The 14,707-nt window shown below is 31.4% G+C and carries 16 protein-coding genes; 3 read left to right on the plus strand and 13 right to left on the minus strand.

What is annotated here, in order from left to right:
• The 5 genes from IEW75_RS03965 to IEW75_RS03985 are packed head-to-tail and all read right to left on the minus strand — an operon-like array spanning window position 1 to window position 5,144.
• Complete coding sequence (locus tag IEW75_RS03965) at window positions 1-1,464, minus strand: UDP-N-acetylmuramoyl-L-alanyl-D-glutamate--2,6-diaminopimelate ligase (RefSeq protein ID WP_134247382.1); 1,464 nt, start codon at window positions 1,462-1,464, stop codon at window positions 1-3.
• Window positions 1,465-3,456 carry a PASTA domain-containing penicillin-binding protein gene (locus tag IEW75_RS03970; protein ID WP_134247381.1) on the minus strand — a complete coding sequence of 664 codons (1,992 nt, stop codon included), beginning with the start codon at window positions 3,454-3,456 and terminating at the stop codon, window positions 1,465-1,467. It lies immediately after the preceding gene.
• 7 nt (window positions 3,457-3,463) lie between these two features.
• The gene (locus IEW75_RS03975; RefSeq protein ID WP_308423302.1) at window positions 3,464-3,790 is read right to left on the minus strand and encodes an FtsL-like putative cell division protein; all 327 of its coding nucleotides are present in this window, start codon (window positions 3,788-3,790) and stop codon (window positions 3,464-3,466) included.
• Window positions 3,791-4,687 (minus strand): 16S rRNA (cytosine(1402)-N(4))-methyltransferase RsmH, encoded by an 897-nt coding sequence (rsmH, locus tag IEW75_RS03980; protein WP_134247380.1) that lies wholly within the window; start codon window positions 4,685-4,687, stop codon window positions 3,791-3,793. It lies immediately after the preceding gene.
• A complete protein-coding gene (locus tag IEW75_RS03985; RefSeq protein ID WP_134247379.1) occupies window positions 4,674-5,144 on the minus strand; it encodes a division/cell wall cluster transcriptional repressor MraZ in 471 nt (156 codons plus the stop codon). Before IEW75_RS03985 ends, rsmH begins: the two co-directional genes overlap by 14 nt.
• Window positions 5,145-5,353: 209 nt before the next feature.
• Here IEW75_RS03985 and IEW75_RS03990 point away from each other — a divergent pair, with 209 nt between their 5' ends.
• From IEW75_RS03990 to IEW75_RS04000, 3 genes are read left to right on the plus strand one after another with little or no spacing between them, the layout of a single operon-like run.
• Window positions 5,354-6,118: an alpha/beta fold hydrolase gene (locus tag IEW75_RS03990; RefSeq protein ID WP_134247378.1), complete on the plus strand. Its 765-nt coding sequence runs from the start codon at window positions 5,354-5,356 to the stop codon at window positions 6,116-6,118.
• Window positions 6,119-6,121: 3 nt separating this feature from the next.
• Window positions 6,122-6,733 carry a ribosome biogenesis GTP-binding protein YihA/YsxC gene (gene yihA / locus IEW75_RS03995; protein WP_134247377.1) on the plus strand — a complete coding sequence of 204 codons (612 nt, stop codon included), beginning with the start codon at window positions 6,122-6,124 and terminating at the stop codon, window positions 6,731-6,733.
• Window positions 6,734-7,420, plus strand: coding sequence for an RluA family pseudouridine synthase (locus IEW75_RS04000; RefSeq protein ID WP_134247376.1), 687 nt, complete (start codon window positions 6,734-6,736; stop codon window positions 7,418-7,420).
• Window positions 7,421-7,497: 77 nt separating this feature from the next.
• Here the strand turns inward: IEW75_RS04000 and argH are convergent, their stop codons facing one another.
• From argH to proC, 8 genes are all read right to left on the minus strand, one after another.
• Window positions 7,498-8,784: an argininosuccinate lyase gene (gene argH, locus IEW75_RS04005; protein ID WP_134247375.1), complete on the minus strand. Its 1,287-nt coding sequence runs from the start codon at window positions 8,782-8,784 to the stop codon at window positions 7,498-7,500.
• Window positions 8,785-8,876: 92 nt separating this feature from the next.
• On the minus strand, window positions 8,877-9,935 hold the full coding sequence (locus tag IEW75_RS04010; RefSeq protein ID WP_134247374.1) for a M20 family metallo-hydrolase: 1,059 nt from the start codon (window positions 9,933-9,935) through the stop codon (window positions 8,877-8,879).
• Window positions 9,936-9,937: 2 nt separating this feature from the next.
• Window positions 9,938-10,720 (minus strand): acetylglutamate kinase, encoded by a 783-nt coding sequence (argB, locus tag IEW75_RS04015; protein ID WP_134247373.1) that lies wholly within the window; start codon window positions 10,718-10,720, stop codon window positions 9,938-9,940.
• Between the two features lie 108 nt (window positions 10,721-10,828).
• Complete coding sequence (locus tag IEW75_RS04020; RefSeq protein ID WP_134247372.1) at window positions 10,829-11,776, minus strand: N-acetylornithine carbamoyltransferase; 948 nt, start codon at window positions 11,774-11,776, stop codon at window positions 10,829-10,831.
• A 1-nt stretch (window position 11,777) separates the two neighbouring features.
• Window positions 11,778-12,554: a glutamate 5-kinase gene (gene proB / locus IEW75_RS04025; protein ID WP_134247978.1), complete on the minus strand. Its 777-nt coding sequence runs from the start codon at window positions 12,552-12,554 to the stop codon at window positions 11,778-11,780.
• Window positions 12,538-12,768: a hypothetical protein gene (locus IEW75_RS04030; RefSeq protein ID WP_134247371.1), complete on the minus strand. Its 231-nt coding sequence runs from the start codon at window positions 12,766-12,768 to the stop codon at window positions 12,538-12,540. The genes proB and IEW75_RS04030 overlap by 17 nt, the downstream gene beginning before the upstream one ends.
• Window positions 12,768-13,895 (minus strand): aspartate aminotransferase family protein, encoded by a 1,128-nt coding sequence (locus IEW75_RS04035; protein WP_134247370.1) that lies wholly within the window; start codon window positions 13,893-13,895, stop codon window positions 12,768-12,770. Before IEW75_RS04035 ends, IEW75_RS04030 begins: the two co-directional genes overlap by 1 nt.
• A 10-nt stretch (window positions 13,896-13,905) precedes the next feature.
• Complete coding sequence (gene proC, locus IEW75_RS04040; RefSeq protein WP_134247369.1) at window positions 13,906-14,700, minus strand: pyrroline-5-carboxylate reductase; 795 nt, start codon at window positions 14,698-14,700, stop codon at window positions 13,906-13,908.
• Window positions 14,701-14,707 lie beyond the last annotated feature (7 nt).

Genomic DNA, 14,707 nt, shown 5'->3' on the forward strand with positions numbered 1-14,707 from the left:
TTAGTTTTCTATAGCTTTTAATAATTGTGATATTTTTTCGTAATCATCAAAATGTGAGCGTTCACCTTTTACTTCTTGATACGTTTCGTGTCCCTTTCCAGCAATTAAAATAATATCTCCTTTTTTTGCCAGTTTAGTTGCTGTTTTTATCGCCTGTTCTCTATCTAAAACTGATAGTGTTTTTTTATAATTATGTGCTTCTACCCCCGTTTCAATTTGGTTAATAATTGTTTGAGGATCTTCATTTCGTGGGTTATCTGAAGTAAATATGACTTGTGTACTAAGTTGAGATGCTATACGCCCCATAACAGGGCGTTTAGCTTTATCTCGATTTCCACCGCATCCCACAACGGTAATAACTTGTTCGTTTCCAGTTCTTATATCGTTAATAGTTTCCAATACGTTTTTTAGTGCGTCGGGAGTGTGTGCATAATCAATTATTGCAATAATCCCTTCGTTTGAAGTAAAGTGTTGAAACCTTCCTGACACATTCTCTAATTCACTAATTAAGGTTAAAGCTTCAGTAGACTCCAGCCCTAATAATTGCGAAACTCCATAAACTGCAACTACATTATAGGCATTAAAACTTCCAATTAATTTTATCCAAACTTCATTTTCATTTATAGCTAAAAACAATCCAGAAAATTGATTTTCTAAAATTTTGGCCTTGTAATCTGCCATTGTTTTTAAGGCATAGGTATATTTTTTAGCTTGTGTATTTTGAAGCATAACCATACCATTTTTATCATCAATATTTACCAAAGAAAATGCTGATTTCGGTAAGTTGTCAAAAAAGGATTTTTTGACATCTCTGTATTCTTTAAATGTAGAATGGTAATCTAAATGATCGTGCGTTAAGTTGGTATAAACGCCTCCCTCAAAATGTAAACCTGTTGTTCTTTTTTGATGAATTCCATGTGAACTCACTTCCATAAAACAAAAATCTACACCAGCTTCCACCATTTTATATAAATAGCTATTTATTACAATGGAATCTGGAGTTGTATGAGTTGCATTAAACTGCTGATTATCAACAAAAACAGTAACGGTAGATAACAAACCTGTTTTAAAACCAGCTTTTTTAAATAATTTATATAACAATGTTGCAATGGTTGTTTTACCATTTGTTCCAGTTATTCCAATTAATTTTAATTTTGAAGATGGATTGTCATAAAAATTAGCCGCCATTATTGCTAAGGCCTCGTTAGAATCTTCAACCTTAATATAAGTAACATTAGCATCAAGATCTATTGGAAATTCCTCACATACAATTACTTTAGCCCCTAATTTAATAGCAGTATCTATAAATTTATGTCCATCAAAAATCAACCCCTTTTGAGCAACAAATAAATCATTTGATTGTATTTTTCTTGAATCAAATTGTATGGAATTAATTAGCACCTCCGTACTTCCCTGAATTGCATTAATTCTAACCTTATACAATATGTCTTTAACTACTTTCAACTAAGATAATTTTATTTTGATTGTTGTTCCTTTTACTAATTTTTCACCTTCATTAAGCGATTGTTCCACTACTTTTCCATTTCCTGAATAATTCACTTTTAATCCTAAATTTTCAAGTAAAGAAATGGCGTCCATAGCCGCCATTCCTTTTACATTCGGGATTGAATTAAATTCCTTATTAGCTAGGGTATAATATTTTTCGAAATCATTTTTAACGCTTTCAAAATCTGGGGTTTCACTTTCAACTTCGTTAATTATATGATTTGTTGTATAAATTTTTTGTGCAATATCTTTAAAAACAGGTCCAGAAACATCTGCACCATAAAAACCTGTTTTAGTATTTGGTTTATGAATTACCACAATGCAAGAGTATTTGGGGTTTTCTGCAGGAAAATATCCTGTAAACGAAGAGATATATTTCTTGTCTTTTAACCATTGTTCATAATTTCCATATTCTACACGTGCAGTTCCTGTTTTTCCTGCCATTGAAAAATCTTCAGAATATAATTTTCTTCCAGTACCTCGAAACACAACATTTTTAAGTATTTCTTGAATTTTAGCGATTGTTTCTTTAGAACAAATTGCTTTATTTATAACTTCTTTTTCAAAAGATTCTACGTGCTTGTTCCAAGATCTTATTTCTTTTACAAACCTAGGTTTCACCATTTCTCCGTTATTAGCAATGGCATTGTAAAAGGTCAATGTTTGTAATGGTGTTAATTTTAAATTATAACCATAAGCTATAGATGGTAGTGCATTTTTACTCCACAAACTGTGTTCTGGCCCTGGAATTAAAGGCGCTCCTTCTCCTTTAATTGGCAGTCCTAGTTTATCGTTCAAATTCATTTTATATAATGAATTGATAAATTTTTCTGGATTATCCCCAAAATTTTCTTCAATTAATCTAGCGAATGCAATATTTGAAGACACTTCCAATGCACGAGCGGCTGATATTTCTCCATAACCACCACGTTTAGAATCATTAATATACCTTCCATACATTCTATACCTTCCTGTTCCAGTATCAACAATTGTACTTGTATCAATAGCTCCAGATTCTAGAGCCGCAACCATTGCCATTAATTTAAATGCTGAGCCTGGCTCATGTGATTCATAAACTGCGTAATTTCGCTTTTCATAGTACTTTCCTTCTGAACTTCTTCCTAAATTAGAAATTGCTTTAACTTCTCCTGTTTTGGTTTCCATTACAACTACGCAACCATGTTCAGCTTCATAATACTCTAATTGCCTTAGTAAAGAATGATGTGCAATATCTTGAATATTCACATTTAACGTTGTTACTATATCTTTACCGTTTATTGGTTCTTTTTCATTTCTATCATTTATAGGTTTCCATTGACCTTTTGCTATTTTTTGTTTTAACCTTAAGCCATTTTTACCTGTTAAGTATTTTCTATATGCTCCCTCAATTCCTGGCGCACCTCTATAATCATCATAACCAATGGTTCTTTCTGCAACTTTATTTAAAGGATGTGCTCTAACAGTAGATTGCTCTGCTATAAATCCACCTTTATACATTCCTAAATTAAAAATTGGAAAACTTTTAATTTTTATATACTCCGTATATCCCAATTTTCTAGTTATAAATAAATACCTATTCTTAGTATTCCTAGCTTTTCTAATTTTTCGTTCCCAATGCGCAGTTGTATTACCCAACATTTTAGACAGCTCCTGCGATAAACTTCTTACATTTTTTTCGAATACCTCACTATTAACAGTAAAAGCATCCATCCTGATTTCATATTGAGACATTGAAGTTGCGAGCAAACTGCCATCAGCAGAAAAAACACTACCTCTATTTGCATAAATGGTATCGTTTCTTAATGTTAATTGCTCCGATAAATTTCTGTATTTATCTCCGTCTGAAAACTGAATATCGGTTAACCTAAAAATAATAGCCACCAAAAAAAGCGCTATAATAATAACTACAACGTACAATTTATTTAATATGCCCTTTTTGGTTGTTGCCAATTTTTGATTATTTTTTTGAAATTACTTTTATTACTTGTGGTGGTTGTTCACTTGGTTTTATACCCAAATCAATCACTTTTTTGCGAACTGTTGATTCCAATCGCATTCCCATTGAAATTGAACGTTTATCTAAAAACTCTGCTCTTAGCTCTTTAATTTCATTTGTTAATTTTGCAATTTCCATTACTTTTTTATCAGAACTATGGGAGCTTGCTATCATCAACAACAATAAAGCAACTACAAACAGTATAAATCGCCAGTTTTTAAAGGAGTCTTTGTTTACTAAAAAATCTCCTTTTAATAGGTTGAATATGCTAGATTTTATAGCTGACATTTATTTAATTGTTGCAATTCTTAATTTGGCACTTCTAGCTCTATTATTTTTCTTTATTTCAGAAAAGCTTGGAATTATTAATTTCCCAACTTTTTTCATTGGCACACTTACATGGCCAAACATGTCCTTTTCTGGCTCACCCTCAAACAATCCACTTCTAATAAATCTTTTCACCAATCTATCTTCTAAAGAATGGTATGATATCACGCTTAGCCTTCCATTTTTATTCAGTAATTCAGGTATTTGCAATAAAAATTCTTTCAATACTTCTATTTCCTGATTTACCTCTATACGAATACCTTGAAATATTTGTGCTAAAATTTTATGCTCAACAGATTTTGGCACAAACTCACTTAACACTTCTTTAAGCTCAAAACTTGTTTTAATTTTTTTTTCAGAACGTGCTGCAACTATTTTTTTTGCTATTGCTCTTGCATTTCTAAGCTCGCTGTATTGAAATAACACATCGCTTAACCTCTCTTCTTCATATGTATTAACCACTTCAAAAGCAGACAATCCACTCGTTTGATTCATTCGCATATCTAAATCCGCGTCAAACCTTGTAGAAAATCCACGTTCAGCTTCATCAAATTGATGTGATGAAACACCTAAATCAGCTAAAATCCCATCCACTTTTTTAACACCATAGAACCTTAAATATCTTTTTATGAATCTAAAATTTTGAGGAATCAACGTGAATCTTGGATCGTCAATTTCATTTCTTTGCGCATCCTCATCCTGATCAAAAGCAAATAACTTTCCGTGCTCATTCAGTCTACTCAAAATCTCTTTTGAATGTCCACCACCTCCAAAAGTAACATCCACATAAATGCCGTCTGGTTTAATATTTAAACCATCAACACTCTCTTTTAATAAAACCGGACTATGATATTCCATTGTTATTATTTGCATTACCCATTACTTCTTCTGCCAAATCTGCGGTATCTCCTGCTGCATCATCAATTGCTGTTTCATACTTATCTTTATCCCAGATTTCAATAATATTTACTGCCGAAGACAGTACAACATTTTTTGAAATTCCTGCAAAAAATTGCAAATCTTTAGGTATCAATAACCTTCCTGAAGCATCTAATTCAACAATTTTAACACCTGCTGTAAATCGGCGAATAAAATCGTTGTTCTTTTTAACAAATCTGTTTAATTTATTTACTTCTGCCATTAAAATATTCCATTCATTCATCGGATATAATTCTAAACACGGCTGAAATAAGGAACGTTTTAACACAAAACCATCTTGTAAAATTGGATTTAACTGCTTCTTTAAAGCAGCAGAAAGCAATAGCCGCCCCTTGGCATCAGCTTTTCCCTCATATGTTCCAATTAAATTTATCATTACGACTTTGTATAAAATCAAAAATATAAATTTTTTCCCACATTTTTCCACTTTTCCCCACTTTGTTGATAACTTTTACCACTTATAATGTATTTAAGGCTAATTTTTTGAAAAACAAGGAATTAATAAATAAATTAGACGCACTTATAAAAAAAGGTTTTTTTAGAAAAAAAAACTACCTTTGTAATAAGCTTAAAATTTAAAAATTAATGAGCAAAAATCTTATTGAAGAAAATAAATTCAAGTATGTAGAGGCTGGAGAAGGGCAACCAATGATTGTTCTTCATGGGCTTATGGGAGGTTTAAGCAATTTTGAAGGAGTACTTAACCATTTTTCTAAACAAGGATACAAAGTTATAATTCCTGTATTGCCGATATACACCTTACCACTCCTAAAAACCAATGTAAAGAACTTATCAAAGTTTTTAAAAGACTTTATGGCTTATAAAAAAATTGACAAAGCAATTCTAATTGGAAATTCTTTAGGAGGACATATTGGATTGTATTTTACAAAATTAAATCCAAAAAAAGTTACCGCTTTAGTGTTAGCTGGCAGCTCAGGTTTATATGAAAAATCTATGGGTGATACCTACCCCAAAAGAGGAAATTACGAATATATAAAGAAAAAAACCGAAGAAGTTTTTTACGATCCAAAGGTCGCTACAAAAGAGGCTATCGACGAAATATATGAATCTGTAAATGATAGACATAAGGTAATAAGAACCTTGGCAATTGCAAAAAGTGCTATTAGACACAATATGGCAAAAGATTTACCAGCAATGAACATTCCAACTTGTGTTATTTGGGGGAAAAATGACAATGTTACTCCTCCAGGAGTAGCCATAGATTTTGAAAAATTAATGCCTGATGCTGATTTGTTTTGGATTGATAAATGTGGACATGCACCTATGATGGAACATCCTGATGAATTTAATCGAATTCTTGATTCTTGGTTGAAAGACAGAAACCTTTAAAAAATGAAAATTAAAACCGCTGATTTTGTAATAAGCAATAGTGACGTAGCTAAATGCCCAAAAGAACGGTTAGCTGAATATGCTTTTATTGGCCGTTCTAATGTTGGAAAATCTTCTTTAATCAATATGCTAACTGGTCAAAATAAATTAGCCAAAACTTCTGGAAGACCAGGAAAAACCCAGTTAATAAATCATTTTAAAATTAATAATAATTGGTTTTTGGTAGATTTACCAGGGTACGGGTATGCAAAAGTTTCAAAAAGCGTAAAAAAAACCTTTCAAAGCTTTATAAAAAATTACTTTCTACAAAGAGAACAACTTATCTGTACATTTGTTTTAATTGATTGTAGGCATGAACCTCAAAAAATTGATATGGAATTTATGGAGTTTTTAGGTGAGAATGAAATTCCTTTCTCAATTATTTTTACAAAATCTGATAAAATAAAACTTTCAGAATTGAATAGAAATATTAAAAACTATTCAAAAAAAATGACCCAAACTCTTTGGGAAGAAATGCCTAAATATTTTATAACCTCCGCAACTTCTTCTGATGGAAAAGAAGAGCTACTAACCTATATTGATGAAATAAATCAACAATTAGAAATATCTTCTTAAATGGCTTCAACTAAAGGTAATTTAGAAGTTTTATTTGAGGATAATCACCTTATAATAGTCAATAAAAAATCTGGTGATATCGTTCAGGGAGATAAAACTGGAGACACACCATTAAGCGATATTATAAAACAATATATAAAGGAAAAATACAACAAGCCAGGGAATGTTTTTTTAGGTGTTGTGCATCGTTTAGACAGGCCAACAACTGGCATTATAGTTTTTGCAAGAACCTCAAAAGCATTGGAACGTTTTAATAAAATGTTACGCAATAAAGACGTACACAAAACCTACTGGGCAGTTGTAAAGAACAAACCAAAAGAGTTGCAAAACACCCTTATTGGTTATTTAAGAAAAAACCCTAAAAACAATAAATCCACTTCTTATACTTCTGAAATTGAAGGAAGCAAAAAAGCCATTCTTCATTATAAATTAATTAAGTCTCTAGATAATTACCATTTATTAGAAGTAGATTTAGAAACGGGTCGTCATCATCAAATTCGTTGTCAATTATCCTCAATTGGAAGTCCCATTAGAGGTGATCTAAAATATGGTTTTGATCGCAGCAATAAAGATGCAAGTATACATTTACACGCTCGTAAAATTGAGTTTACACATCCTGTTACTAAAGATCTTATTTCTATAATTGCCCCAACTCCAAATGAAGTTATTTGGAATGCTTGTAATTAATTACGAATTTTCAATCTATATAAGCCCCAAATCATCTTAATTACCAATAGTTTTATGACTCTACAACATCCTTGCAACTAAAAACTATTTGCTCTTTTAAATTTAGCCACAATTTCATCCAAACATAAATTACCTAAACTTCCTTTATGGGTGTGATTTACAGCTTTATCTGGATTAAAATTACCATCATTTATATTTTTTCCTACTATTTTATAAGCATCTCTAAACGGAGTTCCATTCTGCACTAGCTTATTAACCTCCTCAACACTAAACAAATACAAATACTTATCTTCTTCAACAATATCTTCTCTAACTTTAATATTTTGCAATGAATAGGTCAGCATTTCCAGACAAGATTTTAAGGTAGAAAATGAAGGAATTAATCCTTCTTTTAGCAATTGTAAATCCCTGTGATAACCACTTGGCAAATTATTAGTAATCATTGTAAACTCAATTGGCAATGCCTGTAGCTTATTACATTTCCCTCGAATTAACTCAAAAACATCTGGATTTTTTTTATGAGGCATAATACTTGAACCAGTTGTTAATTCATCTGGAAAAGAAATAAAATTAAAATTCTGACTCATATACAAACAAATATCCATACTCATTTTAGCCAACGTTGCAGCTACAGAACTCAATCCAAATGAAACCGATTTTTCCAACTTTCCACGTCCCATTTGAGCTGCAACAGAATTGTATTTCAGTGTTTCAAAATTTAACAATTTGGTAGTTTCATCTCTATCAATTGGAAAAGAACTTCCATAACCAGCAGCTGAACCTAAAGGGTTTTGATCCGCCACTTTATATGCTGCTTTTAAAAAGTAAATATCATCTATTAAGGTTTCTGCATACGCCGAAAACCACAATCCAAATGATGATGGCATTGCTACTTGTAAATGCGTATAACCAGGTAATAATACATTTTTGTAACGTTCTGCCAACTTAATCAACAAATCAAATAAATCATCAACTCCTTCATTTATTTCAGTTAAAGCATCTTTTAAATATAAATGTATATCGACTAAAACCTGATCGTTTCTAGAACGTGAGGTATGAATTTTTTTACCAGTATCTCCAAGTTTTTCAGTCAATAAATATTCAACTTTAGAGTGTACATCTTCAAAAGAATCTTCAATAGTAAATTCTCCAGATTCAATAGTTTTCAAAATAGCATTCAATTCAACTTCTAAATTTTTAATTTCTTCTGAAGTCAACAAGCCTATTTTATGTAACATCTTAGCGTGAGCTAAATTCCCAATTACATCATATTTTGCTAAAATTAAATCTAATTCCCTATCGTTTCCAACAGTGAAAATATCAATTTTTTTATCGGTTGAAAATCCTTTATCCCAAAGTTTCATTTTATGTATGTTTAATGGTTAAATAGTTGAATGGTTTAATAGTGTTAAGATCTAAGTTAAACTTTTTAACCTTTTCACATTTCAACTTTTAACTAGATCATTTTTTCTAATATTTTAATATACAAATCTATTCCTTCTTCAATTTCTCGAATATAAATAAATTCATCGGCTGTGTGTGAACGTAAACTTTCTCCTGGACCTAATTTTAGAGAAGGACAGGTTAATATTGCCTGATCTGAGATTGTTGGCGAACCATAAGTTGTTCTTCCTAATTTAATACCCGCTTTTACTATCTCATGCTCTTTTGGAATTGATGAAGAGTTTAAACGTTGTGATCTTGGACAAACCTCTGCCCTTACATTTTCCTGTATAATTTCAAAAACCTCTTGATTTGAATAACAGTCAGTTACACGAACATCTACCACAAATTTACAACTTGAAGGAATTACATTGTGTTGGCTTCCTGCTTCAATTTGTGTAACAGTCATTCTAACGTTTCCTAGCGTTTCTGAAATCTTTGGAAATTCATATGTTTGAAACCAATTTATATCTTTAATTGCATTGTAAATTGCATTATCTGCATTTCCATGAGCTGCGTGTCCAGAAGTTCCTTTAGCTTCACAATTTAATACCATCAATCCTTTTTCTGAAATTGCCAAATTCATTAAAGTTGGTTCCCCAACAATGGCAAAATCAATTTTTGGCAATATAGGAATAATACTTACCAAACTATTTGGCCCCGTATTTTCTTCTTCTGCTGAAGCCACCATTACAAAATTATATTTTAAATCTTTTCTATCATATAAATATGTAAATGTTGCTAATAATGAAACCAAACAACCTCCGGCATCATTACTTCCCAAACCGTATAATTTTCCATCAATAATTTCTGGAAGCAGAGGATCACGCGTATATCCTTTGTTCGGTTTAACAGTGTCGTGATGAGAGTTTAATAAAATTGTTTTTTTTGAAGGATCAAAATATTTATTCTTTGCCCAAACATTATGAACTTCACTTTCAAATTTTATATTATGATCTGAAAACCATTGCATTATTAGCAAAGCTGTTTCATTTTCTTCTCCTGAAAACGATTGTTTCGAAATTAATTTTTGAAGCAATTCAATAGCTTCTTCTGTAAGTTGTTTTATCATTTTTACAAACTTAATGTCGTGTATAATTTAGTTGAACTTTTTACTAATGAAGCATCTCCTATTTTCACCTTATCAACACCTTTCTCAAGTGAATTAAAACAATTGTGCATTTTAGGAAGCATTCCATCAGCAATAACTCCTTTAACTACTAGTTGTTCATATTTTTCTGAATTAATTTGTTCTATAACCGAATTTTTATCTTCTATATCCTCCAAGACACCTTTTAATTCAAAAACAAAATTTAGTTCTGTTTTATATAGATTACTCATTCCAATGGCAACTTCTGATGCAATTGTATCTGCATTTGTATTTAATAATTGTCCATTTTTATCGTGGGTAATCGCGCAAAAAACTGGAGTTACATTATTTTTAATTAACACACCTATTATTTCTGAATTTATAGCGTCAACATCGCCCGCAAACCCATAATCAATATCTTTTACAATACGTTTGTGTGCTAAAATACAGTTGGCATCGGCGCCAGAAAGTCCCATTGCATTACATCCAAAACTTTGCAAATTGGCTATTATTTTCTTATTGAGTAGACCGGCATACACCATAGTTACAACCTCAACTGTTGCTTCATCAGTCACCCTACGTCCATTAATCATTTTAGGTTCCAATCCCATAGCTGCGGAAACCTCTGAAGCTTTTCTCCCTCCCCCATGAACCAATATTTTAGGTCCTTCTAAAGCTGCAAAATCTTTTAAAAAGGAGCGCAACGCATCTTCGTTATTTATGACGTTTCCTCCTATTTTTACAATTTTTAATATTTGGTTTTTCATTATTTGAATTTATTTCGAATGTCATACTGAACCAAAGCGAAGTATCACATCTCATTAATTGAGATTCTTCATTTCGTTATCACTTCATTCAGAATGACAAAATCATAATTATAAACTTTCAAGTATTTTTTTCAACACAATTTGAGCAGCATATGTTCTATTATTTGCTTGTTCTATAACAATAGAATTTCTTGAATCAATTACTTCATCGGCTACAATTACATTTCTTCTAACTGGCAAACAATGCATAAACTTTCCACTGTTTGTTAATTTCATTTTATCCGCTGTTAACATCCAATTAGGATCACTTATCATTACTTCTCCATATTCTTTAAAAGAACTCCAGTTTTTTACATACACAAAATCTGCATTTTCTAAGGCTTTTTCTTGGTTGTATTCAATTTTAGAATTTTTAGTAATTTTCGGATCCAATTCATACCCTTTTGGATGTGTAATTACAAAATCTGCATCTTGCAACTGCATCATTTCTACAAACGAATTTGCAACTGCATGTGGTAAAGCTTTTGGATGTGGTGCCCAAGAAAGCACTACTTTTGGTTTGTGTGGAACTTTATTTTCTTCCATAGTAATTGCATCAGCCAAAGCTTGTAATGGGTGCCCTGTTGCACTTTCCATATTTACTACCGGTATTCCTGCGTACTTTTTAAAATTGTTTAATACAACCTCTGCTAAATCCTTTTCTTTATCAGTTAAACTTGCAAAAGCTCTAATTGCAACAATATCACAATACTGTGCAATTACTTTTGCAGCTTCTTTTACGTGTTCAGATTTATCTTGATTCATTTTAACTCCATCTTCATACTCTAGTTGCCAACCTTCACTCCCAAAATTCATAACAATACAGTTTAAACCTAAATTTTGAGCTGCTTTTTGAGTGCTTAAACGCGTACGAAGGCTATTATTAAAAAAAAGCAAACAAATAGTTTTTCCTTTACCAAGAAAACCAAATTCGAGTTCATTCTTTTTTAATTCAACAGCTTCATCTACAACTGCCTGCAGATTATCTAAATCGTTGATATGTAAGTAATTTTGCATTTTATTTTAAAATTATTTTAGTAAATTTTGATGTATTATTAATCGCATTCACTATAAAGTTATCATTTAATCCGTTTACAATCCAAGTTTCAATATTTGCTTTTTGTGCAATTTCAGCTGCGTCAATTTTTGTAGTCATTCCACCTGTTCCGTGCATAGAAATAGCATTTTGTATTTGAGTTTTTAAAACTTCAATATTTGAAGTTTCTTTAATAGTTTGAAAACCTCTAGCTTCAATAGATTCTTTGGTGTAAATTCCGTTAGTATTTGTTGCTATTATTAGCATATCTACTTTTAAAAGTGCTGCAGCTAAAGCAGATAGTTTATCGTTATCACCAAATTTAATTTCATCGGTTGCAACGGTATCATTTTCATTAATAATTGGAATGTAATTATTTTTAACCAACACATTAATTGTGTTTTTTATATTGGTTTTTGATTCTTCCTCTTTAAAATCTGAATACGACAATAAGCACTGTGACGTTAGAAGGCCTAATTCCCAAAAATTCTCGTGAAAAATACGCATCAAATGGGGTTGTCCAATAGATGCCAATGCTTGTTTTACATTTATTGGTTTGCCATTACTTTCTAATTGAACAAATTGCTTTGCAACCGCAATTGCGCCTGAACTTACAATTATAAATTCATACTCATCTTTTAAAGAAGCTATTTGACGCGCAATATCCTCTAGTTTACCTCTAGAAATTTGATTGGTTTCTTTTGTTAAAACATTGGAACCAATCTTCAATAATATGCGTTTTTTACCTGATTTCCCCATCGCCAAAAACATACCATTTATTTTTTACCAAATACTTAAAACCTTTTGACCCCTTATGATGCAATTTACCTATACTTATAGACAATTTGTCACCAAAACATGAATCCAATTCAATTTTATTTACTGCTAAAATAGCGTCTTTTTCATCTGCTATTAATTCAGCCATCATATATAAAACATCATTCCGCTGTTTTTCTGATAATAGTGAATTCATTATACCAAAACTTCTTTTAATGCATTTATAAAAATAGCTACTTGCTCTTTTGTTATTGTTAAAGGTGGCAATATTCTTAGTAAATTTTTATTACTAGAACCACCTGTAAAAATATGCTTATCAAAAATTAGCTTTTTTCTTAATTCTCCTACTTCAAAATCAAATTCAAGACCTAACATCAAGCCTTTTCCTTTTACTTTTTTAATTTTTGGAACGGATTTAATTTCTTTTAAAAAATAGTTATACACTTCATTTACATTGTCCATTAAATGCTCTTCTTCAATAATATCTAATACAGAAATTGCTGCGGCACATGCTAAATGATTCCCACCAAAAGTTGTACCTAACATTCCGTATTTTGCTTTAATCCTTTTTGAAATTAACACGCCACCTATTGGAAAACCGTTTGCCATTCCTTTGGCTGTAGTAATAATATCTGGTTTTATTTTATGATGTTGAAATGCAAAAAATTGACCACTTCTAGCGTATCCCGACTGAATTTCATCTAAAATCAATAAAGTTTTACTCTTTTTACATGCCTTTTTAACTTTTTTAAAGAATTTCTTCTCGCCTTCATCCAAACCTCCAACACCCTGAATTCCTTCAATAATAACTGCTGCGACATCTCCTTTTCCCAATTCGTGAATTACCAATCCAATATCATTTAGAGGAAGAAAAGTTACTTCTTGCTGTAAATTTATAGGTGCATTAATATTTAAATTATCGGTTGCGGCAACTGCTGCAGAAGTTCTACCATGGAAGGCATTTTTAAACGACACTATTCTACTTTTTCCAGTAACAAAAGAAGCTAATTTCAATGCATTTTCATTTGCCTCAGCACCAGAATTACATAAAAATAAATTGTATTTTTCACACCCAGAAATGCGTCCTAACTTTTCGGCTAATTCTTGTTGCAACGGATTTTGAATTGAATTTGAATAAAACCCAATTTTATTTAATTGTTGGGTAATAGATTGAACATACTTTGGATGTGTATGTCCCACAGAAATAACTCCGTGACCACCATATAAATCCAAATATTTTATTCCATTTTCATCCCAAACATATGCTCCCTCAGCTTTTACAGGCTTTACATTATAGAGCGGATAGACATCAAATAATTCCATAATTCAATTTTTAAATCTGATTAATTTTTTCGAACGAAGTTACTAAACCTCTTATTAATGAAGAGCTTAAACCTTGGTGTTCCATTTCGTTTAAACCTTCAATAGTACAACCACTTGGAGTGGTTACTTTATCTATTTCTTGCTCTGGGTGATTTCCAGATTTTATAAGTAAACTAGCAGCTCCTAAAGCAGTTTGCATAGACAATTCCTGTGCTTCCTCAGCATCAAAACCAAGCTGAACAGCACCTTGGGTAGTTGCCCTAATTAGACGCATCCAAAATGCTATTCCACTAGCACAAATTACAGTTGCTGCTTGCATTAAATTTTCTTCGATACACATAGTTTGGCCTAAAGAATTAAAAATTGTTTTTGCAAATTCTATATTCTTTTTCCCTCTTGAATTGACACTTAAACAAGTCATTGATTGACCCACAGAAATAGCCGTATTTGGCATACTTCTAACAATAGCCACTTCAGTTCCTAATACAGCTTCAATATCGGCAATTTTCCTACCAGTTACAACGGAAATAACTGTATGCCTTTTAGGGTTTATTACTTCTTTAATTTCATCTAAAACCCCCTGTATTTGGGCTGGTTGCACCGCAATAATAATAACATCAGAAAAGCGGACTGCTCTTTTATTCTCGGTTGAAATTTTAACATTTGGCAATTTACTCCAACCTTCTAAAGATTCAGTATTTCGTTTTGTTAGGTATAAATTCTTGAACTTAAAATTGTCTTGAGACAAAATACCAATAGCTATTGAATATCCTAAATTTCCTGTACCTAAAATTGCTATTTTCATATTGTTG

Origin of the sequence: Lutibacter litoralis (assembly GCF_014646675.1) — a bacterium.
Lineage (GTDB): Bacteria > Bacteroidota > Bacteroidia > Flavobacteriales > Flavobacteriaceae > Lutibacter > Lutibacter litoralis.